The 19,591-nt window shown below is 69.5% G+C and carries 22 protein-coding genes; 10 read left to right on the forward strand and 12 right to left on the reverse strand.

Annotated elements, in window-relative coordinates:
* Positions 1-258 precede the first annotated feature (258 nt).
* Entirely contained in the window at positions 259-1,761 is a 1,503-nt protein-coding gene (locus ACFV46_RS24565) for a glycosyltransferase 87 family protein (RefSeq protein ID WP_361929553.1), read from the forward strand.
* A gap of 92 nt (positions 1,762-1,853) precedes the next feature.
* On the opposite strand, the gene ACFV46_RS24570 is transcribed toward ACFV46_RS24565, so the two are convergent.
* The 3 genes from ACFV46_RS24570 to ACFV46_RS24580 all read right to left on the reverse strand — a co-directional run bounded on the left by ACFV46_RS24570 (position 1,854) and on the right by ACFV46_RS24580 (position 4,631).
* Positions 1,854-2,885: an alanine racemase gene (locus ACFV46_RS24570; protein ID WP_151784919.1), complete on the reverse strand. Its 1,032-nt coding sequence runs from the start codon at positions 2,883-2,885 to the stop codon at positions 1,854-1,856.
* Between the two features lie 98 nt (positions 2,886-2,983).
* The gene (gene femX / locus ACFV46_RS24575; RefSeq protein WP_361929556.1) at positions 2,984-4,102 is read right to left on the reverse strand and encodes a peptidoglycan bridge formation glycyltransferase FemX; all 1,119 of its coding nucleotides are present in this window, start codon (positions 4,100-4,102) and stop codon (positions 2,984-2,986) included.
* A gap of 220 nt (positions 4,103-4,322) precedes the next feature.
* Entirely contained in the window at positions 4,323-4,631 is a 309-nt protein-coding gene (locus ACFV46_RS24580; protein ID WP_062665897.1) for a hypothetical protein, read from the reverse strand.
* A 260-nt stretch (positions 4,632-4,891) separates the two neighbouring features.
* On the opposite strand from ACFV46_RS24580, the gene rpsF reads away from it, so the two are divergent.
* From rpsF to rplI, 4 genes are all read left to right on the forward strand, one after another.
* The gene (gene rpsF / locus ACFV46_RS24585; protein WP_005482942.1) at positions 4,892-5,182 is read left to right on the forward strand and encodes a 30S ribosomal protein S6; all 291 of its coding nucleotides are present in this window, start codon (positions 4,892-4,894) and stop codon (positions 5,180-5,182) included.
* 68 nt (positions 5,183-5,250) lie between these two features.
* Entirely contained in the window at positions 5,251-5,838 is a 588-nt protein-coding gene (locus ACFV46_RS24590) for a single-stranded DNA-binding protein (RefSeq protein WP_361929559.1), read from the forward strand.
* 58 nt (positions 5,839-5,896) lie between these two features.
* Positions 5,897-6,133, forward strand: a complete 237-nt coding sequence (rpsR, locus tag ACFV46_RS24595) for a 30S ribosomal protein S18 (RefSeq protein WP_003949403.1) — start codon at positions 5,897-5,899, stop codon at positions 6,131-6,133.
* Positions 6,134-6,151: 18 nt separating this feature from the next.
* Positions 6,152-6,598: a 50S ribosomal protein L9 gene (gene rplI / locus ACFV46_RS24600; RefSeq protein WP_055621034.1), complete on the forward strand. Its 447-nt coding sequence runs from the start codon at positions 6,152-6,154 to the stop codon at positions 6,596-6,598.
* 145 nt (positions 6,599-6,743) lie between these two features.
* Here the strand turns inward: rplI and ACFV46_RS24605 are convergent, their stop codons facing one another.
* Positions 6,744-8,081, reverse strand: a complete 1,338-nt coding sequence (locus ACFV46_RS24605) for an MATE family efflux transporter (protein ID WP_376727551.1) — start codon at positions 8,079-8,081, stop codon at positions 6,744-6,746.
* A gap of 458 nt (positions 8,082-8,539) precedes the next feature.
* Here ACFV46_RS24605 and dnaB point away from each other — a divergent pair, with 458 nt between their 5' ends.
* Both dnaB and ACFV46_RS24615 read left to right on the forward strand, forming a co-directional pair.
* Entirely contained in the window at positions 8,540-10,018 is a 1,479-nt protein-coding gene (gene dnaB, locus ACFV46_RS24610; RefSeq protein ID WP_361929565.1) for a replicative DNA helicase, read from the forward strand.
* 78 nt (positions 10,019-10,096) lie between these two features.
* On the forward strand, positions 10,097-11,488 hold the full coding sequence (locus ACFV46_RS24615) for a serine hydrolase domain-containing protein (protein ID WP_385499694.1): 1,392 nt from the start codon (positions 10,097-10,099) through the stop codon (positions 11,486-11,488).
* 112 nt (positions 11,489-11,600) lie between these two features.
* On the opposite strand, the gene ACFV46_RS24620 is transcribed toward ACFV46_RS24615, so the two are convergent.
* Together ACFV46_RS24620 and ACFV46_RS24625 are read right to left on the reverse strand one after the other, a co-directional pair.
* Positions 11,601-12,053 (reverse strand): GNAT family N-acetyltransferase, encoded by a 453-nt coding sequence (locus ACFV46_RS24620; RefSeq protein WP_361929570.1) that lies wholly within the window; start codon positions 12,051-12,053, stop codon positions 11,601-11,603.
* Positions 12,054-12,062: 9 nt separating this feature from the next.
* On the reverse strand, positions 12,063-12,521 hold the full coding sequence (locus tag ACFV46_RS24625) for a MarR family winged helix-turn-helix transcriptional regulator (protein WP_385499696.1): 459 nt from the start codon (positions 12,519-12,521) through the stop codon (positions 12,063-12,065).
* A 141-nt stretch (positions 12,522-12,662) separates the two neighbouring features.
* Between ACFV46_RS24625 and ACFV46_RS24630 the strand changes: the two genes are divergently transcribed.
* On the forward strand, positions 12,663-13,886 hold the full coding sequence (locus ACFV46_RS24630; RefSeq protein WP_376727548.1) for an MFS transporter: 1,224 nt from the start codon (positions 12,663-12,665) through the stop codon (positions 13,884-13,886).
* Positions 13,887-13,987: 101 nt separating this feature from the next.
* On the forward strand, positions 13,988-14,410 hold the full coding sequence (locus tag ACFV46_RS24635) for a heme-binding protein (RefSeq protein ID WP_361928231.1): 423 nt from the start codon (positions 13,988-13,990) through the stop codon (positions 14,408-14,410).
* A gap of 79 nt (positions 14,411-14,489) precedes the next feature.
* Here the strand turns inward: ACFV46_RS24635 and ACFV46_RS24640 are convergent, their stop codons facing one another.
* The 6 genes from ACFV46_RS24640 to ACFV46_RS24665 form a co-directional block, all read right to left on the reverse strand.
* Positions 14,490-15,356: a GNAT family N-acetyltransferase gene (locus tag ACFV46_RS24640; RefSeq protein WP_385499698.1), complete on the reverse strand. Its 867-nt coding sequence runs from the start codon at positions 15,354-15,356 to the stop codon at positions 14,490-14,492.
* Between the two features lie 88 nt (positions 15,357-15,444).
* Entirely contained in the window at positions 15,445-15,927 is a 483-nt protein-coding gene (locus tag ACFV46_RS24645; RefSeq protein WP_062665870.1) for an NUDIX domain-containing protein, read from the reverse strand.
* A gap of 88 nt (positions 15,928-16,015) precedes the next feature.
* A complete protein-coding gene (locus ACFV46_RS24650; protein ID WP_385499700.1) occupies positions 16,016-16,921 on the reverse strand; it encodes a LysR family transcriptional regulator in 906 nt (301 codons plus the stop codon).
* A gap of 219 nt (positions 16,922-17,140) precedes the next feature.
* Positions 17,141-18,295, reverse strand: coding sequence for a cystathionine gamma-lyase (locus ACFV46_RS24655; protein WP_385499702.1), 1,155 nt, complete (start codon positions 18,293-18,295; stop codon positions 17,141-17,143).
* Positions 18,292-18,783, reverse strand: a complete 492-nt coding sequence (locus ACFV46_RS24660) for a low molecular weight protein-tyrosine-phosphatase (protein ID WP_361928243.1) — start codon at positions 18,781-18,783, stop codon at positions 18,292-18,294. Before ACFV46_RS24660 ends, ACFV46_RS24655 begins: the two co-directional genes overlap by 4 nt.
* A gap of 7 nt (positions 18,784-18,790) precedes the next feature.
* Positions 18,791-19,168 (reverse strand): phage holin family protein, encoded by a 378-nt coding sequence (locus tag ACFV46_RS24665; protein ID WP_361928246.1) that lies wholly within the window; start codon positions 19,166-19,168, stop codon positions 18,791-18,793.
* Between the two features lie 60 nt (positions 19,169-19,228).
* Between ACFV46_RS24665 and ACFV46_RS24670 the strand changes: the two genes are divergently transcribed.
* Positions 19,229-19,546 (forward strand): cupin domain-containing protein, encoded by a 318-nt coding sequence (locus ACFV46_RS24670; RefSeq protein WP_361928675.1) that lies wholly within the window; start codon positions 19,229-19,231, stop codon positions 19,544-19,546.
* The last annotated feature ends 45 nt before the right edge of the window (positions 19,547-19,591 follow it).

Below are 19,591 nucleotides of genomic sequence, written 5' to 3' on the forward strand. Positions count from 1 at the left end.
TCTTGGGCCCCCTGAGGGCGGGGGGCCGCCCCCGGGGGGGGGGGGGCCCGCCCCCCGGCCCATGGGCCCCTCATGCCCCTGCAGAGGCCGTACGGGCGGTGCTTGAATCAGGGTGTCTGCCTCTGCTGCGGCTTTGAAGGCGAGCAGCCCTCTGCTGATCCCTGTTTCACGTGAAACGTCGGTTTCACGTGAAACAGTCACCGCCCGCGGTACGGCTTCCCGACGCTGTTCTCCGGCCCGTGCGGCAGGATGTGCCCCATGCCCAGTGCAGAGACGACGCCCATGAGCGCGCATGAGCCGGATCAGGTGCGGCCGACCCGGGAGGACAAGGTCGCCGCGCATGGCAGTGAGCTGATCGGTGGCCCGATCGGGCGGCGTGCCCTGCTCGGGACGTCCTGGTGGACGCCGGTACGGGTCATCGCGTTGGTGGCCATCGGCATGTTCGCTCTCGGCCTGGTCCAGAAGGCGCCCTGCTACAACGGGGCCTGGTTCTTCGGTGCCAGCTCCCAGTACACCCACGCCTGCTACTCGGACATCCCGCACCTGTACCAGGGGCGGGGCTTCGCCGACGGGCTGGTGCCGTACTTCGACAAGCTGCCCGGTGACATGCAGTACCTCGAGTACCCGGTGCTGACCGGCGTCTTCATGGAGGTCGCGTCCTGGCTCACCTCGGACAGCGGCAGCATCCAGGACCAGGAGCAGTGGTACTGGATGGTCAACGCCGGGATGCTGATGGTCTGCGCCGCGGTCATCGCCGTCTGTGTGACCCGGACCCATCGGCGGCGTCCCTGGGACGGCCTGCTGGTCGCCCTGGCCCCCGCGTTCGCGTTGACCGCGACCATCAACTGGGATCTGCTGGCCGTGGCCCTGACGGCCGCGGCGATGCTGATGTGGTCGCGTGGCCGTTCGTTCGCCTTCGGGATCCTGCTCGGTCTGGCCACGGCCGCCAAGCTGTACCCCGTCTTCCTGCTCGGAGCACTGTTCGTGCTGTGCTGGCGCGCGGCCCGATGGCGGGACTTCGGGCGTGCGCTGGGCGGCACCGCGCTCGCCTGGCTGGTGGTCAATCTCCCGGTGATGCTGCTCGCGTGGGACGGGTGGTCGCAGTTCTACCGGTTCAGCCAGGAAAGAGCCGTCGACTTCGGTTCCTTCTGGCTCATCCTGGCGCAGAACTCCACGGACCCGCTGAGCACCGACACCGTCAACACCTTCGCCACGCTGCTGATGCTGCTGTGCTGTGCCGGCATCGCGGTGCTGACGCTCACGGCGCCGCGCCGGCCGCGTTTCGCCCAGCTGGCCTTCCTGATCGTGGCGGCGTTCATCCTCACCAACAAGGTCTACTCGCCGCAGTACGTCCTGTGGCTGGTCCCCCTGGCCGCGCTGGCCCGCCCGAAGTGGCGGGACATCCTCATCTGGCAGGCCTGCGAGGTGGCGTACTTCCTCGGTATCTGGATGTACCTCGCCTACACGACCAGCGGAGACGCCCACAAGGGCCTGCCGACCGACGGCTACCACTGGGCCATCGGCCTGCATCTGCTGGGCACGCTCTACCTGGTCGCCGTCGTCGTGCGGGACATCCTCATGCCGGAGCGCGACCCGGTGCGGCAGAGCGGCGAGGACGACCCCTCGGGCGGTGTCCTCGACCGGGCGGAAGATGTGCACGTCTTCGGAGCGGCCGCCCATCCGCCGCGCCACGCCGCCCATGACGAGGAAGGCCCGCAGGTGGCTTGGGGCGACCGGGAGGCCGTCGAAGGTTCGCTCTGAGCGAACAGGGGCGGAGAGCGGTACGCGGAAGGCCGTACACGGGGATTCCGTGTACGGCCTTTCGTCGCTTCCGTGATGCCGGACGGCTGGGCTCAGCGGTCCACGAGACGGTCGAACTGCGTGGTGGTGTGCCGCAGATGGGCGACCAGTTCGTCGCCGACCTTCGGCTCGGGCGCGTCCGACGGCACGAAGAGGATCGACACCTGCATGTGCGGGGGCTCCGCGAACCAGCGCTGCTTGCCGCCCCACACGAAGGGCGAGAGGTTCCGGTTCACCGTGGCGAGGCCGGCGCGGGCGACGCCCTTGGCGCGCGGCATGACGCCGTGCAGCGCCTTCGGCGCCTCCAGGCCCACACCGTGCGACGTACCGCCCGCCACGACCACCAGGAAGCCGTCGGAGGCGGTCTTCTGCTGGCGGTAGCCGAAACGGTCGCCCTTGGACACGCGCGTGACGTCCAGGACCGCGCCACGGTACTCGGTGGCGTCGTGGTCCCCCAGCCACAGCCGCGTGCCGATCCGGGCGCGGAAGCGGGTCTGCGGGAACTGCTGCTGCAGGCGCGCCAGTTCCTCGGCCTTCAGGTGGCTCACGAACATCGTGTGCAGCGGCAGCCGGGCGGCCCGCAGCCGGTCCATCCAGCCGATGACCTCCTCGACGGCGTCCGAGCCGTCCGTGCGGTCGAGCGGCAGATGGATGGCGAAGCCCTCCAGCCGGACGTTCTCTATGGCGGCGTGCAGCTGGGACAGCTCGTGCTCGCTCACTCCGTGCCGCTTCATCGAGGACATCACCTCGATGACGACGCGCGCGCCCACGAGGCCGTACACGCCGTCCACCGACGACACCGAGCGGATGACCCGGTCCGGCAGCGGCACCGGCTCCTCACCGCGGCGGTACGGGGTCAGCACCAGAAGGTCGCCGCCGAACCAGTCCTTGATGCGCGCGGCCTCGTACGTCGTGCCGACCGCGAGGATGTCGGAGCCCAGCCGGGTGGCCTCCTCCGCCAGCCGCTCGTGCCCGAACCCGTAGCCGTTGCCCTTGCAGACCGGTACGAGACCCGGGAACTGCTCCTGCACGTGCTTGTGGTGCGCCCGCCAGCGCGCGGTGTCGACGTAGAGCGTGAGCGCCATGGCCGGACCTGGAACCTTTCTCGTGGCTGCGGTGTATCAGAGGTGTGGAAGCTATCGACGGTGCAGCTATTGACGGTATCGAAGCTGGGCGCGCGGGGTCAGCGACGCGACATGTAGATGTCGAGCGCCTTGTGCAGCAGCTTGTTCAGCGGGAAGTCCCACTCGCCGAGGTACTCGGCGGCCTGACCGCCGGTGCCGACCTTGAACTGGATCAGACCGAAGAGGTGGTCGCTCTCGTCCAGCGAGTCGGAGATGCCGCGCAGGTCGTAGACGGTGGCGCCCAGCGCGTAGGCGTCGCGCAGCATCCGCCACTGCATCGCGTTCGAGGGCCGGACCTCGCGGCCGATGTTGTCGGAGGCGCCGTAGGAGTACCAGACGTGGCCGCCGACGATGAGCATCGTCGCCGCCGACAGGTTCACCCCGTTGTGCCGCGCGAAGTACAGCCGCATGCGGTTCGGGTCCTCGGTGTTGAGAGCCGTCCACATGCGCTGGAAGTACGACAGGGGCCGCGGCCGGAAGTGGTCGCGCACGGCCGTGATCTCGTACAGGCGCTGCCACTCCTCCAGGTCCTGGTAACCGCCCTGGACGACCTCGACGCCGGCCTTCTCGGCCTTCTTGATGTTGCGGCGCCACAGCTGGTTGAAGTTCTTGTGGACCTCCTCCAGCGACCGGTTGGCGAGCGGCACCTGGAAGACATAGCGGGGCTGTACGTCGCCGAAACCGGCCCCGCCGTCCTCGCCCTGCTGCCAGCCCATACGGCGCAGCTTGTCGGCGACCTCGAAGGCGCGCGGCTCGATGAAGTCGGCCTCGATGTCGCGCAGCCGCTTCACGTCCGGGTTCTGGATGCCCTGCTTGATGGAGCCCGCGTCCCAGCGTCGGATGATCACCGGCGGGCCCATCTTCACGGAGAAGGCGCCCTGCTGCTTCAGGTGCGCGAGCATCGGCTCCAGCCACTCGGTCAGGTTCGGGGAGAACCAGTTGATGACCGGGCCCTCGGGCAGATAGGCGAGGTAGCGCTTGATCTTGGGCAGCTGGCGGTAGAGGACGAGACCCGCGCCGACCAGCTCGCCGCTGCGGTCGAACCAGCCGAGGCTCTCCGAGCGCCACTCCGCCTTGACGTCAGCCCAGGCCGGGACCTGCATGTGGCTCGCCGACGGCAGGCTCTGGATGTACGCCAGATGCTGCTCGCGACTGATCGTCCTCAGGGTCAGGCTCATTCGGGGCGCTCCTCGGGCTGGTGTGTCCCCATGGGAACAGGGGCTCCGGCTCTAGCGCCGAAGCCTACTGCGCCCGGGGAGCGCCTCGACCGGGCGTACGAAAGCTCCGCACCGGCGCTGGGCGCCTCCGGGGCGTTCGTGGGTGATCTATGCGGTGTTGTGCCGTTGTCCGGTGGCCGGCCTCCCGGCCACCGGTTCGACGAGGGCGGTCGCGGGCGTGTCAGACGCCGCCGAAGAGCCCGCCGTGTGCCATGCCGAGGAAGAAGCCGACTCCCGAGAGGCCGAGGCCCACGATCAGGCCGAAGCGTTCGCGGGTCGTCACCGAGATCCATTGGCCGTAGGCACCGGCGGCGATGCCGATCAGACCGGTCCAGGAGCTGAGCAGGTGCAGGTTGTGGAACTGGGCCGTGACGAAGGACGTGATGCCGAGCACCAGGGTCACCACGAGGAGGGCGTCCTGGAGGGGATGGGCCTTGCCGTCCGTGGCGAAGAGGCCTCCGGCGGTGTTGGGTCGCAATGCCTGTGCCATAGGGCACCTCCTGCGAAAAGCGGCGCATCGTAGCGCCATACACACCCGATGTGTACAGATTGTGGGTGACGGCGGCCGGATTTCAACCGGAAGCCGGTGTGCAGGTACTGTGTACCGTCTGCACCGGTGTCTGCCCGGCCTCGGGAGAACCGCAAGGTCACCCCCGATTGTCAGTGGCGGCCGATACCGTTGCGTACGCATCACGACCCTCCTGCCACGGAACGACCGTGGCCGCTGAGTCCAAAGGAGGTGGGTTCCACATGCGTCACTACGAGGTGATGGTCATCCTCGACCCCGATCTGGAGGAGCGCGCTGTCGCCCCCCTGATCGAGAACTTCCTCTCCGTCGTCCGTGAGGGCAACGGCAAGGTCGAGAAGGTCGACACCTGGGGCCGTCGTCGTCTCTCGTACGAGATCAAGAAGAAGCCCGAGGGCATCTACTCGGTCATCGACCTGCAGGCCGAGCCTGCGGTCGTCAAGGAGCTCGACCGCCAGATGAACCTGAACGAGTCGGTCCTCCGGACCAAGGTCCTCCGCCCCGAGACCCACTGAGCTCCGCTCAGCTGATTTCGGGATTCGAGTAGCAAGCAGCCAGAGCAAACCCGCCGAGAGGTTCCCCCATGGCAGGCGAGACCGTCATCACGGTGGTCGGCAATCTTGTCGACGACCCCGAGCTGCGCTTCACCCCGTCCGGTGCGGCGGTCGCGAAGTTCCGTGTCGCGTCCACCCCCCGCACCTTCGACCGTCAGACGAACGAGTGGAAGGACGGCGAAAGCCTCTTCCTCACCTGCTCGGTCTGGCGTCAGGCGGCGGAGAACGTCGCCGAGTCGCTCCAGCGAGGCATGCGCGTCATCGTGCAGGGCCGGCTGAAGCAGCGGTCCTACGAGGACCGTGAGGGTGTCAAGCGCACGGTCTACGAACTGGACGTCGAGGAAGTCGGCGCCAGCCTGCGTAACGCCACGGCCAAGGTCACCAAGACCTCCGGTGGCGCTCGCGGTGGCCAGGGCGGTTACGGCGGCGGCGGTGGCGGCGGTCAGGCCGGCGGCGGCTGGGGCGGTGGCTCCGGTGGCGGCCAGCAGGGCGGCGGCGCTCCCGCCGACGACCCGTGGGCGACCGGCGCTCCCGCCGGTGGCAACCAGGGCGGCGGCGGCTGGGGTGGAAACTCCGGCGGCGGTGGCGGCGGCTACTCGGACGAGCCCCCCTTCTAGACCTTCGGGTCCAAGGGTGGGCCGTACCCACACTTCTTGATCACACAGGAGATACACCATGGCGAAGCCGCCTGTGCGCAAGCCGAAGAAGAAGGTCTGCGCTTTCTGCAAGGACAAGGTCACGTACGTGGACTACAAGGACACGAACATGCTGCGGAAGTTCATTTCCGACCGCGGCAAGATCCGTGCCCGCCGCGTGACCGGCAACTGCACGCAGCACCAGCGTGACGTCGCCACGGCCGTGAAGAACAGCCGTGAGATGGCGCTGCTGCCCTACACGTCCACCGCGCGATAAGGGAAGGGTGACCGACACATGAAGATCATCCTCACCCACGAGGTCTCCGGCCTCGGTGCCGCGGGCGACGTCGTCGACGTCAAGGACGGTTACGCTCGCAACTACCTGATCCCGCGGAAGTTCGCTATCCGCTGGACCAAGGGTGGCGAGAAGGACGTCGAGCAGATCCGTCGCGCTCGCAAGATCCACGAGATCCAGACCATCGAGCAGGCCAACGCTGTGAAGGCCCAGCTCGAGGGTGTCAAGGTCCGCCTGGCCGTCCGCTCCGGCGACGCCGGTCGGCTCTTCGGCTCCGTCACCCCGGCCGACGTCGCTTCGGCGATCAAGGCTGCCGGTGGCCCCGAGGTCGACAAGCGCCGCATCGAGCTCGGCACGCCGATCAAGACCCTGGGCGCCCACGAGACGTCCGTGCGTCTGCACCCCGAGGTGGCCGCCAAGGTCAACATCGAGGTCGTCGCGGCCTGATCGCCGCACACTCGGCTTGATGAGCTGAGAGAAGGGGGCCGCACCCATCAGGGTGCGGCCCCCTTCTTCGTGGGCCGGCCTCGCGGACTTAGCTCGAACGCCGTGGATTCGTTTCACGTGAAACACGCTGTTCCACGTGAAACCGTCAGCGCGTCGCTCCCGTGACGATCCAGCGGCCGGAGCGAGCCCGCAGCCAGAGCGTCAGCATCCGGACCGTCATCATCAGCGTCATGGCTGCCCAGACCCCGGTCAGGCCACCACCGATGACGGGGATCAGCAGAGCCACGGGGGCGAACACGGCCAGCGTGGCCACCATCGCCCAGGCGAGATAAGGGCCGTCGCCGGCCCCCATCAGGACACCGTCCAGGACGAAGACCACGCCGCAGATCGGCTGGGAGAGCGCCACCACGAGCAGTGCGGGCAGGGCGGTGTCCTGGACAGCGCCGTCACTGGTGAACAGGGGCAGGAACAGCGGGCGGGCGGCCACCACGAGCAGTCCGAGGCCGATACCGGAGGCGATGCCCCACTCGACCATGCGGCGGCATACGGCCCGGGCGCCTTCGGCGTCGTTGGCGCCCAGATACCGCCCGATGATCGCCTGCCCCGCGATGGCGATGGCGTCGAGCGCGAAGGCGAGCAGACTCCACAGCGACAGGATGATCTGGTGGGCCGCGACATCGGCGTCTCCCAGCCGGGCGGCGACGGCCGTCGCGATCATCAGGATGGCCCGCAGCGACAGCGTGCGGACCAGCAGCGGCACACCGGCCTGGGCGGAGGCGCGGATGCCTGCCGCGTCCGGGCGCAGGGAGGCCCCGTGTGCACGGGCTCCGCGGATGACGACCAGGAGGTAGACGGCGGCCATCCCGCACTGCGCCAGGACGGTCCCCCAGGCCGAACCGGCGATGCCGAGATCGGCGCCGTAGACGAGGCCGACGTTGAGCACGGCGTTGGCGATGAAGCCGCCGACGGCCACATAGAGAGGGGTGCGGGTGTCCTGAAGGCCGCGCAACACTCCGGTGGCGGCGAGGACGACCAGCATCGAGGGGATGCCGAGCGCCGAGATACGCAGATAGGTGGTCGCGTACGGGGCGGCGGTGTCGGAGGCACCGAAGAGTTCGACGAGGGACGGTGCCGTGGGCAGGACGATCGCGACGACGGCCGCGCCCAGGAGGAGGGCGAGCCAGATGCCGTCCATGCCCTGGCGGATGGCCGACGGCAGATCGCCGGCGCCGACGCGGCGGGCGACGGCCGCCGTGGTGGCGTAGGCGAGGAAGACGAAGACGCTGACGGCGGTCATGAGGAGGGCGGAGGCGACGCCGAGTCCGGCGAGCTGCGCGGTGCCGAGATGGCCGACGATCGCACTGTCGGCCATGACGAAAAGGGGCTCGGCGACCAGTGCGCCGAAGGCTGGGACGGCCAGGGCGACGATCTCTCGATCGTGCTGCCGGCGGGCAGCCTTGGGGGACGCGGGAGCCTGTGTCATGGCCATCAATGTAATCGTCCACAGGTAAGTGATGCAATCTCTTAGCGACCCTTACTGACCGTCTGGTGCTGTGAGTCGTCGCGCACCGTTCGAAGGGAACTTGGCCCGACCGGGAAACTTTTTCTTCTGCACAGCCGGTGGACGGTAAACGACCAGGTCAGGGGTGTGGTGTGGGGAAGGTCGCAGGCTTGTTCACAGGGCTGTCCACCGGGTCGTGCACAGGTTTCGCGGGGTTCTCCACAGCATCTGGGCCGTCGTCCACATGGCCTGTGGATAACCAGATTGGCTGACGCCTCCCGCACCTCTACCGTGGTCCGGCGCCCACTCCGTCCGACGGCTGGAAAACTGCCGCGAAACCCGACGTGACACAACCGGAGGTGGGGCTCTCGATTGTCAGAGGCGTGCCGTAGAACTGAGGGCATGCGAGGTCCGCTCGGCGGACGGGAGGAGGTGGCTCGGTGAGTATTTCCGAGCCCTTGGACGACCCGTGGGCCGACAGCGGTCCCAGTGATCGTCTTCCCGCCTCCCGTCGCCGCGGCGACAGCATCCGTGGCCGTGACGAGCAGCATGACCGGGGCAGGGACAGCGGGGAGTGGGACGGTGGAGGCGCCACCTTCGAGCGGGTCCCGCCCCAGGATCTCGACGCCGAGCAGTCCGTCCTCGGCGGCATGCTGCTGTCGAAGGACGCCATCGCCGATGTCGTCGAGGTCATCAAGGGCCACGACTTCTACAAGCCGGCACACGAGACGATCTTCCAGGCGATCCTCGACGTCTATGCGAAGGGCGAGCCGGCCGACCCGATCACCATCGCGGCGGAGCTGACCAAGCGCGGCGAGATCAACAAGGTCGGCGGCGCCGCCTATCTGCACACCCTCGTGCAGACGGTGCCGACGGCGGCGAACGCCGAGTACTACGCGGAGATCGTCCACGAGCGGGCCGTCCTGCGCCGCCTGGTCGAGGCGGGGACCCGTATCACGCAGATGGGATACGCGGCCGACGACGACGTCGACGAGATCGTCAACCGCGCCCAGGCGGAGATCTACGCGGTCACCGAGCAGCGCACCAGCGAGGACTACCTGCCGCTCGGCGACATCATGGAGGGCGCCCTCGACGAGATCGAGGCGATCGGCTCCCGCACCGGTGAGATGACCGGAGTCCCCACCGGCTTCACCGACCTCGACTCGCTCACCAACGGCCTCCACCCCGGCCAGATGATCGTCATCGCGGCCCGCCCCGCGATGGGCAAGTCCACGCTCGCGCTCGACTTCGCCCGTGCGGCGTCCATCAAGCACAACCTGGCGAGCGTCATCTTCTCCCTGGAGATGGGGCGCAACGAGATCGCGATGCGTCTGCTCTCCGCCGAGGCCCGGGTGGCCCTGCACCACATGCGCTCCGGCACGATGACGGACGAGGACTGGACGCGGCTGGCCCGCCGGATGCCCGAGGTCTCGGCGGCCCCGCTCTACATCGACGACTCCCCGAACCTGTCGATGATGGAGATCCGCGCGAAGTGCCGTCGCCTGAAGCAGCGCAACGACATCAAGCTCGTGATCATCGACTATCTCCAGCTGATGCAGTCCGGTGGTTCCAAGCGCTCCGAGAGCCGTCAGCAGGAGGTCTCGGACATGTCCCGTAACCTCAAGCTGCTCGCCAAGGAGCTCGAGGTCCCGGTCATCGCCCTCTCGCAGCTCAACCGTGGTCCCGAGCAGCGCACCGACAAGAAGCCGATGGTGTCCGACCTGCGTGAGTCCGGCTCCATCGAGCAGGACGCCGACATGGTCATCCTGCTGCACCGCGAGGACGCCTACGAGAAGGAGTCGCCCCGCGCCGGCGAGGCCGACATCATCGTGGGCAAGCACCGTAACGGCCCGACGGCGACGATCACGGTGGCCTTCCAGGGCCACTACTCCCGCTTCGTGGACATGGCCCAGACCTGACGGGGACGGCCGCCGGTCGGGACCCGGGCCGGGTGAATGCGCTCGACCTCGGCGTGGTCGGCGGGGTGGACTGGGGGTATGACGACATCTCAGGAAGAGCTGCTGCCCGCTACGCGGCGTGCGTTGGTGCATCGGATCGCCGTGGCCCAGGCCGAGGGGCGGGCGCCCTCGTTGGTCGCCGCGGTCGTGCGGGGTGGGCGAGCGGTGTGGCACGGCTCGCGTACCTCCGTCGACGGGCACGGGCCGGACGAGAACGTGCAGTACCGGATCGGCTCGATCACCAAAACGTTCACGGCGGTGCTTGTACTGCGTCTGCGGGACGAGGGCCTGCTCGACCTCGGTGACCCGCTGGAGAAGCATCTTCCGGATACCGGTGCGGGGGAGGCCACGATCGCCCAACTGCTGGCGCACAGCAGCGGGCTGGCGGCCGAGTCGCCCGCGCCCTGGTGGGAGCGGACCTCCGGGGCGTTGCGGCCCGAGCTCGCGGATGTCCTGGGCGAGCAGCCGTTCCTGCATCCGTCGGGGCGCCGGTTCCATTACTCGAACCCCGGCTACACCGTGCTGGGGGCGCTGGTGGAGAAGGTGCGCGGGGCGCACTGGGAGGACGTCCTCCGCCGGGAAGTGCTCGAGCCCCTCGGCCTCTCACGTACCACCACCCGGCCGCAGGCCCCGCACGCCGGCGGTTGGGCCGTGCACCCCTGGGCCGATGTGATGCTTCCCGAACCGGCGGAGGACCTGGGCAGGATGGCTCCTGCCGGGCAGTTGTGGTCGACCACCGGCGACCTGGCACGGTTCGCCGCCTTCCTGGCCCGTGGGGACGAACGGGTCCTGAGCGCCGACACACTGCGGGAGATGAGAACGCCCGCGGCCCCGCACGAGACGGCGGACGTGGCGAGCGGGTACGCCTACGGCCTCGGCCTGGAGACCAGGCACCAGGACGGCAGGACGCTCGTCGGGCACACGGGCTCCCTGCCGGGCTTCCTCGCCTGCCTCACCTTCAGCGTGGACGACGACGTGGCGGCGGTGGTCCTCGCCAACTGCACCTCCGGACCGCTGCCGTTCACCATCGCCGCCGACCTCGTCCGGATCGTCGCCGAGGCCGAGCCGCGCATTCCGGAGCCCTGGCGCCCGACGCCCGACGTCGATCCGGCGATGCTGGAGCTGGCGGGCCCCTGGTACTGGGGCACCCATGCCTTTGCCCTCCGTCTCACCGCGGACGGGATGGCGGTGCTGGAGCCGCTGTCCGGGAAGGGGCGCGGTTCGCGCTTCCGACCCCACGAGGACGGCACCTGGACCGGACTGGAGGGCTACTACGCGGGCGAGCGCCTGAAGGCCGTACGGCGGCCGGACGGCACCGTGGACCACCTGGACCTCGGGTCCTTCGTGTTCACGCGGCAGCCGTACGACGAGGGGGCGGCTGTGCCGGGTGGAGTGGACCCCGAGGGCTGGCGGGGGATCGGGACCGCCTGACAGAGGAACCGCCCGAGGGCGAACCGGCTGACGGCCCGAGGGTAAATCGGCTGACGGACGAGCGAAGCGCCTGTTTCACGTGAAACAGGCGCTTCTTCGTCGGCGCGAGCCGTCAGAGTTGCAGCTTGAAGCCCGTGTGCGAGGCGGTGAAGCCCAGACGTTCATAGAAGCGGTGCGCGTCCGTGCGGGTCTTGTCGGACGTCAGTTGCACCAGATGGCAGTCCTGGCGCCGGGACTCGTCCACCGCCCACTCGATGAGCCGGGTTCCGAGACCGCTCCCGCGTTCGTCGGCGTGGATGCGGACACCTTCGATGATCGATCTGGTCGCACCTCGCCGCGACAGTCCCGGAACGATCGTGAGCTGCAGTGTGCCGACCACGCGGCCCTCGCGGACGGCGACGACCACATGCTGATGAGGATCGCCCTGAAGGCGCTCCAGAGCGGCCAGATACGGGGTCAGATCGTCCGGTGACTCCCGCTGCGCGCCCAGCGGATCGTCGGCGAGCATGCCGACGATGGCCGGGATGTCGTCGGCGACCGCGGGCCGTATCTCAAGATCTCCCATGCCCGCACCCTATGCGGGCGCCGCAAGCGACTCCACCACCCGCACGAGGGGGGCGAGTTCGGGGTTGCGGGCGGCGTCGTCGAGGGCTTCGCGGAGGGCTTTGTCGTTGGTGGGGCGGGCCTGGTCGAGGAGGTGGAGTCCGGCGTCGGTGACGTCGGTGTAGATGCCGCGTCGGTCGGTGGGGCAGAGGTAGCGGGAGAGCAGGCCGCGGTCCTCGAGGCGGGTGACTAGGCGGGTGGTGGCGCTCTGGCTGAGGACGACGGCGTCGGCGACCTGTTTCATCTGCAGGTGTCCGCCTTCGCCGTTGTGCTGGCGGCTGAGGACGTCGAGCAGGGAGTACTCGCGGACGCTGAGGTCGTGCCCGCTCTGCAGAGCGCGTTCGATGTGGGCCTCGATCCTGCCGTGCAGCAGGGAGAGGGCGCACCAGCCCTGGGCGAGGGCGGTGAGTGCGGGATCGGTCGCTGTCATGCCATGTCCTCCGTCCCGGGGGCGGGCTGCGACCAGAGTAGAGCAACACCGCAATAGCCCGCGCTTGCAAGTAAGGCGCGTCTGCAAGTATTGTCGTCACTCGTAAAGCGCACCTGCAATCGTTTGGGAAGGTACCCCTTCATGCCTCTCGCGCTTCTGGCCCTCGCGATCGGGGCCTTCGGAATCGGGACGACCGAATTCGTGATCATGGGTTTGCTGCCCGAGGTCGCGGGTGACTTCGGGGTCTCCATCCCCACCGCCGGACTCCTGGTGACCGGCTACGCCCTCGGCGTGGTCCTCGGCGCCCCGCTGATGACCGTGCTCGGCACCAAGGTCTCCCGCAAGCGGATGCTGATGCTGCTGATGGGCCTGTTCGTCCTCGGCAACCTGCTCTCCGCCGTCGCCCCGTCCTTCTCCGTCATGCTGATCGGCCGCGTGGTCGCCTCGCTCGCCCACGGCGCCTTCTTCGGCATCGGCTCGGTCGTCGCGGCCGACCTGGTCGCCCCGGACAAGAAGGCCGGCGCCATCGCGATGATGTTCACCGGTCTGACGGTGGCCAATGTCGTGGGCGTCCCGCTGGGCACCTTCGTCGGACAGGCCGCGGGCTGGCGGATCACCTTCACCATCGTGGCCGCGCTCGGACTGATCGGCCTGGCCGGTATCGCCAAGCTGGTCCCCGACATGCCCAAGCCGCAGGGCGTGCGACTGCGGCACGAGCTGGCCGCCTTCAAGAACGCCCAGGTCCTGCTCGCCATGGCGATGACGGTGCTCGGCTTCGGCGGCGTCTTCGCGGCCATCACCTACATCGCGCCGATGATGACCCATGTCGCCGGCTTCGCCGACGGCTCCGTGACCTGGCTGCTGGTCCTGTTCGGGCTCGGCATGGTCGGCGGCAATCTGATCGGCGGCAAGTACGCCGACCGTGCGCTGATGCCGATGCTGTACGTGTCCCTGGGCGCGCTCGCCGTCGTGCTCGCCGTGTTCACGGTCACCGCGCACAACAAGGTCCTCGCGGCCATCAGCATCGCGCTGATCGGCGCCCTGGGCTTCGCCACCGTGCCCCCGCTGCAGAAGCGGGTCCTCGACCAGGCGCACGGCGCCCCGACACTGGCCTCGGCCGTGAACATCGGCGCCTTCAACCTCGGCAACGCCCTCTCCGCCTGGCTCGGCGGCATCGTGATCGCCGCCGGCTTCGGCTACACCTCCCCGAACTGGGTCGGCGCCGCCCTCGCCGCCGCAGCGCTGCTGCTCGCGTTCCTCTCGGCGGCGCTGGAACGCCGCGGCGGGACCTCCGCGGACACCGCGGACACCGTTGTGGCGGGCCGCCCGGCCTCCGTCGAGGCCGAAGCCGTCGCCCACCACTGAGCCGATCCGTGCGCGGGGCCAGGGCCGCCCCCGCGCACCCGGCCACCCGACCATCCCCCTCAGTACCGCACCACCGCACCCCCGCACCACAAGGAGAACCCATGACCACCGCGACCGCAGTCACCCCCCTGACCAGCCAGGACGCCGACGCCCTCGTCCTCGCCGCCCAGCGCGCCGCCGAGGCCGCCGGAGTGCAGGTCAGCGTCACCGTCCTGGACGCGGGAGGGCACCTGCTCGCCTTCCGCCGCGACGACCGCGCCGTACTGATCTCCGGTGAGACCAGCACCCGCAAGGCCTACACGGCGCTGCAGCTGGGCACCCCCACCGCCGATCTCGTCGACGCCGTCCAGCCCGGCGGTCTCTTCCACACCCTGCCGACCGCGCTCGACCGGCCGCTGCTGTTCATCGCGGGCGGTCTGCCGATCCACCGTGACGGCCGGCTGATCGGTGCGATCGGTGTCGGCGGCGGGGCGCCCGAGCAGGACCACGGGTTCGCGGCCACGGCCGTCGACTCGGTCCTCTGACGGCACACGCGCCACGGCGCACGCACGAAGCGCCGGTTCCCGACGGGGGACCGGCGCTTCGGCGTAGGGCGGTGACACCTCAGCCGGCGGCCACCGTCAGCGGGGCGAACCGCCGGCTCCAGTCACCGGGCAGCTCCGGGATGCCGTAGGTCATGACCGCGTTGAAGGCCACGGAGTCCAGACCGTGCCGCTTCACCCAGGTCAGCAGCTCCTCGTGGCGTACGTCGAGGTCGGTGCGCAGGGGACGGTCGGTGTGGGCCGCGAGGGAGGCGATCAGCGCCTGAGCGGTCTCGGTGTCCCGGGCGACCAGGGGACCCACCACCTGGGTGGTCATGTTCGGCCAGGCGCCCGCGTACCCGATGATCCGCCCGCCGTCCTCGGCCACCCGCAGCTGATCGGCGAAGGCGGGCAGCCGCGTGATGATGTGCGTGCGATCCGCCCCGAACACCTCCTCGTCCAGCCGGAGGATCGCCGGAAGGTCCTCGGCGGTCGCCGCACGGGTGGAGACCGAGGGCGTGAAGCCGCCCGGGACGAAGTGCCCCCTGACCATCTCCGCCCGACCCGTGGTCTTGAAGCCCAGCTCCTCGTACAGCGGCCGCCCGTTCGGGGTGGCGTGCAAGGTCAGCGGCGTCGTCCCCATCGAGGAGAGGACGTGACGCATCAGGCGCCGGCCGACGCCCCGGCGGGCGTACCGCTCGGCCACCAGGACCATGCCGATGGCCCCCAGGTCGGGCCGCTCCCGGGGCCCGTACTCGGTGACGACACAGGCCGAGACGAGTCCGCCGTCGGGCGCGTCGATGCCGTATCCACGGCCGGCGGTCAGCAGCAGCCCCCACTTGTGTTCCTCACGGGGCCAGCCCCGGTCCTGGGACAGGTCGGCACAGGCGACCAGATCGCGAGGGGTGAGACGGCGGATGGGCAGAGCGGCGAGGGAAGGTGTCGACACGCACGTCAGGCTGTCGGACGAGAGCCTTGGTCGTCCACCAATTTCGAGCGGGACATACGACGTTCTGGGCACACCTCGAGCATCCGCGTCAGCCGAGATCAGAGGCGTGCAGGGCGCGCACACCCTCGATGTTCCCGTCGAGGTAGTGGCGCAGCGACAGCGGCACCAGGTGCACGGAGGCGATCCCGACCCGGTTGAACGGCACCCGCACGATCTCGTACTCGCCGATCGGCTCGTCCACTTCGGGGCCGTGCCGCAAGGCAGGGTCCATGGATTCCAGGTGGCAGACGAAGAAGTGCTGGACCTTCACCCCGGTCGATGCCTCGTCGTGGCCGATGTGCTCGACGGTGTCGACGAAGCAGGGGACCACATCGGTGATCTTGGCGCCCAGCTCCTCGTAGACCTCGCGGTGCAGCGCGTCGACGACGGTGGAGTCCGTCGGTTCGACACCGCCGCCGGGCGTGAGCCAGTACGGATCCATGCCCGGCTTGGTGCGCTTGATCAGGATCAGATCGTCGCCGTCCAGAAGAACGGCGCGGGCGGTGCGCTTGACCACGGGTCGGACGGTCATGGAGGAAATGTGGCCCGGCTGGTTCCACGTGAAACATCGCATCCGGTCACCACCCGAGCCCACCGGGTGACGGCCGCAAAACTGCAGCTCAGGCCCAGTCCGTCGCCGCCCTGAGCAGCCACTCGTGAGCCCGTGCGATATGCGGCATGGCCAGAGTGCCGGTACGGACGGCCAGGAAGTACGTCCGCAAGGGCGGGACCGGCGGCTCGTGCAGGGCGACGACCTCGCCACCGTCGAGGGCGTCCGCGCACAGATAGCGCGGCAGCACCGCCAGCCCCGCTCCCGCGACAGCACAGGCGAGGACCGCGCGCAGATCCGGGACGATCACGGTGCCGGGCGCGGCGGGTCTGGAGTCGAAGACGGAGGCCCAGTAGCGGGAGACGAAGGGCAGGGACTCGTGCACCTCCACCACCGGGATGTCCTCCAGGGCGTGCGCCCCCTTGTCCTGGAGGTGGCCCGCGCCGATCCGCTCGATCCAGAGGGGAGCCGCCACCAGGACGTGCTCCTCGTCGCAGAGCGCAGTCGCCGTGAGCAGTGCGCCCCGCGGACGGGCCGTCGTGATGGCCAGATCATGATGTCCGGCGGCCAGCCCTTCGAGGGTCTCCTCCGCGGTGCCGAAGGAGGCGCGCAGGGCGAAGCCCTGGTTGTCCTCGCGGGTCAGACCGGTGAGCGCGGGCAGCGCACGCTCGGCGGTGAACTCGGGAGGCCCGGCGAGATGCAGCGAGCGTAAGGAGGACTCGTCGTCGAGGCCGGTCTCGGTGATCTCGACCAGGGCGTCGAGATGCGGGGCGGCCTTGTGGGCGAGCTCGTCGCCGATGGTCGTCGGGGTCACGCCGCGCGCCTGCCGGAGGAACAGGGGGCGCCCCAACTGCCGTTCCAGCGTCCGGATCTGCGAGGTCACGGCGGGCTGGGACAGGCCCAGCAGTGCCGCGGCCCGGGTGAAGGAACCGGCCCGGTGCACGGTCACAAAAGTCCGCAGCAAGGCCAGATCCATGCCACCGTCCTCCCCTTCCCCGCCCTTCTCCCCACCCCCAGGGCAGGGCCCAACTATAAATATGTCGATAGGTCGCTGTCGCTACTGTGATTGGACACTGACAGAGAGTCAACTAGCCTTGTTCGCGCGGTTCTTCGCGCGCGGAACCGGGGCGGTCCGAGCCACGAGGGGGGAGGCTCGGACCGCCCGTCCTCTCCCGACGGCCGCTCCCGGCGACGGTCACCGGGCCGACTCCTCCAGGGCCCGCAGCACATCGGCCACCAGGTCCTCCGTGTCCTCGGCGCCGACCGACATCCGGATGAAGCCCTCCGGCACGTCGTCCCCGCCCCAGCGGCCCCGCCGCTCGGCCGTGGAACGCACCCCGCCGAAGCTGGTGGCGTCGTCGACGAACCGCAGGGCCTCAAGGAAGCGCTCGGCACGCGTGCGCGTGGGCAGCGTGAAGGACACGACGCAGCCGAAGCGCCGCATCTGCCGGGCGGCGACGGCGTGCGACGGGTCCTTGGGCAGCCCCGGATACCGCACCGCGAGATCCTCCGGCCAGTCCTGCAGGGCCTCTGCCACGGCAAGGGCGGTCGCGTTCTGCCGCTCCACCCGCAGCTGCAGCGTGGCCAGGGAGCGGTGCGCGAGCCATGCCTCCATCGGCCCCGGGATCGCGCCGACGATCTTGCGCCAGCGCCGTACGGCCGCCATGGCCTCCGGATCGCGGCCGGTGACATAGCCCAGCAGCACATCACCGTGGCCGGTCAGCTGCTTGGTGCCGCTGGCCACCGAGAAGTCGGCGCCCAGCTCCAGCGGCCGCTGCCCGAGCGGGGTGGCGAGGGTGTTGTCGACGGCGACCAGCGCCCCGCGCGCGTGCGCCTCCTCGACGAGGCGCCGGACGTCGCACACGTCGAGACCGGGGTTGGACGGCGTCTCGATCCACAGCAGCCTGGCCCCGTCGAGGACGCCGAGCTGCGCGTCGCCGCCGGTCGGCGCCGTACGCACCTCGATGCCGTACGCCTCCAGCTGCCCGCGCACCAGGGGAAGCGCCTGGTAGCCGTCGCTCGGCAGGACGACCGCGTCGCCGGACCGCAGCTGGGAGAAGAGCACCGAGGAGATGGCGGCCATGCCGGACGCGAAGACGAGCGTCTCGGCGTCGCTCTCCCCCGGCGCCTCCAGACCGCCGATGGCCCGCTCCAGATGCGTCCAGGTCGGGTTCTCGTCCCGGCCGTAGGTGTACGGACCCGTGGGCTCGCCCGGCAGATGGAAGTGGGCGGCGAAGACCGGTCCCGGCAGGGTCGGCTCGTACTTGACGGGCTCCGGCAGCCCGGCCCGCACCGCGCGCGTGCCGTCCCCCGCCTCGGGAACCGGTGTCTGTCCCTGCGTACCGCTCATGCCGTCCTGCCCTCCACCTCTTCACGGACCGCTGTGAGCAGACCCGTACTCGCCGACTCCACCATGGTGAGGCATTCCTCGAAGCCGTCCCGGTCACCGTAGTAGGGGTCGGGCACGTCGAGGTCCTCGCCGGCGGCGGGGTCGTAGGAGCGCAGCAGCCGGACCTTCGCCGCGTCGTCCGCCGTCGGGGCGAGCCGGCGCAGCGCCTTCATATGACCCTCGTCGAGCGCGACCACGAGGTCGACGCGTTCGAACCAGGAGGTCCGGAACTGCCGGGCGGTGTGCTCGCTGTCGTAGCCGTGCTCCTCGAGGACGGAGACGGTGCGCGGGTCGGCCGGGTCGCCCTCGTGCCAGCCGCCGGTCCCGGCGCTGTCCACCTCGACCAGACCGTCCAGCCCGGCCTCTTCGACCCGGGCCCGGAAGACGGACGCGGCCATCGGGGAGCGGCAGATGTTGCCCGTGCAGACGAAGCAGACGCGGTAGGCCATCGGGCGCTCAGTCACCGTCGGGCAGGACGACGTTCAGCGCCCAGGAGACGATCGAGATGATCAGGCCGCCCAGGACGGCCGTCCAGAAGCCCTCGACATGGAAGCTCAGGTCGACCTTGTCGGCGAGCCACGAGGTCAGCAGCAGCATCAGGGCGTTGACGACAAGGGTGAACAGGCCCAGCGTCAGGATCAGCAGCGGCAGGCTGAGGAGCTTCACGACCGGCTTCACGACGACGTTGACGAGGCCGAAGATCAGGGCGACGAGCAGCAGGGTGGCGATCTCTTTGCCGGTGCTGTCGCCGGTCAGGGTGATGTCGTCTATCAGCCAGACCGCGACGGCCAGGGCCCCCGCGTTGGCGATCGTCTTGACTACGAAATTCTTCATGTGTCTGATCGTGGCAGACGAGATCGGCCAAAAGCACTGTGACGAGGGCGGATGACTGCGATGAAGGCCTTCCGGCTGGACGAACTGGAAGCGGAGCGCGCTGCCAACGACGGTGCCTACCTGCAGTTCCTGCGCGAGCGGAACATGTCGGTGGGGCTGTACGCGCTCGACGCGGGTGAGCGCGATCCACAACAACCGCACGACCAGGACGAGGTGTACCTCGTCGTGAGCGGCCGCGCGCAGATCACCGTCGGCCTGGAGACCACGCACGTGGGACGGGGGAGCGTCGTGTACGTGCCGGCCGGCGTCGCCCACAAGTTCCACCACATCAGCGAGGACCTCAGGGTGCTCGTGGTGTTCTCTCCCCCGGAGAGCTGACCCCGCGTCTCAGGGTTCCCTAGGGGTTCGATCAGGGGAGGACAA

It is taken from the genome of Streptomyces sp. NPDC059852, from assembly GCF_042731455.1.
Lineage (GTDB): Bacteria > Actinomycetota > Actinomycetes > Streptomycetales > Streptomycetaceae > Streptomyces.

Coding starts and splice junctions, on each gene's coding strand:
- ACFV46_RS24565 (WP_361929553.1), top strand. CDS start 259: ATGCCCAGTGCAGAGACGACGCCCATGAGCGCGCATGAGCCGGATCAG.
- ACFV46_RS24570 (WP_151784919.1), bottom strand. CDS start 2,885: ATGGCGCTCACGCTCTACGTCGACACCGCGCGCTGGCGGGCGCACCAC.
- femX (WP_361929556.1), bottom strand. CDS start 4,102: ATGAGCCTGACCCTGAGGACGATCAGTCGCGAGCAGCATCTGGCGTAC.
- ACFV46_RS24580 (WP_062665897.1), bottom strand. CDS start 4,631: ATGGCACAGGCATTGCGACCCAACACCGCCGGAGGCCTCTTCGCCACG.
- rpsF (WP_005482942.1), top strand. CDS start 4,892: ATGCGTCACTACGAGGTGATGGTCATCCTCGACCCCGATCTGGAGGAG.
- ACFV46_RS24590 (WP_361929559.1), top strand. CDS start 5,251: ATGGCAGGCGAGACCGTCATCACGGTGGTCGGCAATCTTGTCGACGAC.
- rpsR (WP_003949403.1), top strand. CDS start 5,897: ATGGCGAAGCCGCCTGTGCGCAAGCCGAAGAAGAAGGTCTGCGCTTTC.
- rplI (WP_055621034.1), top strand. CDS start 6,152: ATGAAGATCATCCTCACCCACGAGGTCTCCGGCCTCGGTGCCGCGGGC.
- ACFV46_RS24605 (WP_376727551.1), bottom strand. CDS start 8,081: ATGACACAGGCTCCCGCGTCCCCCAAGGCTGCCCGCCGGCAGCACGAT.
- ACFV46_RS24615 (WP_385499694.1), top strand. CDS start 10,097: ATGACGACATCTCAGGAAGAGCTGCTGCCCGCTACGCGGCGTGCGTTG.
- ACFV46_RS24620 (WP_361929570.1), bottom strand. CDS start 12,053: ATGGGAGATCTTGAGATACGGCCCGCGGTCGCCGACGACATCCCGGCC.
- ACFV46_RS24625 (WP_385499696.1), bottom strand. CDS start 12,521: ATGACAGCGACCGATCCCGCACTCACCGCCCTCGCCCAGGGCTGGTGC.
- ACFV46_RS24630 (WP_376727548.1), top strand. CDS start 12,663: ATGCCTCTCGCGCTTCTGGCCCTCGCGATCGGGGCCTTCGGAATCGGG.
- ACFV46_RS24635 (WP_361928231.1), top strand. CDS start 13,988: ATGACCACCGCGACCGCAGTCACCCCCCTGACCAGCCAGGACGCCGAC.
- ACFV46_RS24645 (WP_062665870.1), bottom strand. CDS start 15,927: ATGACCGTCCGACCCGTGGTCAAGCGCACCGCCCGCGCCGTTCTTCTG.
- ACFV46_RS24650 (WP_385499700.1), bottom strand. CDS start 16,921: ATGGATCTGGCCTTGCTGCGGACTTTTGTGACCGTGCACCGGGCCGGT.
- ACFV46_RS24655 (WP_385499702.1), bottom strand. CDS start 18,295: ATGAGCGGTACGCAGGGACAGACACCGGTTCCCGAGGCGGGGGACGGC.
- ACFV46_RS24660 (WP_361928243.1), bottom strand. CDS start 18,783: ATGGCCTACCGCGTCTGCTTCGTCTGCACGGGCAACATCTGCCGCTCC.
- ACFV46_RS24665 (WP_361928246.1), bottom strand. CDS start 19,168: ATGAAGAATTTCGTAGTCAAGACGATCGCCAACGCGGGGGCCCTGGCC.
- ACFV46_RS24670 (WP_361928675.1), top strand. CDS start 19,229: ATGAAGGCCTTCCGGCTGGACGAACTGGAAGCGGAGCGCGCTGCCAAC.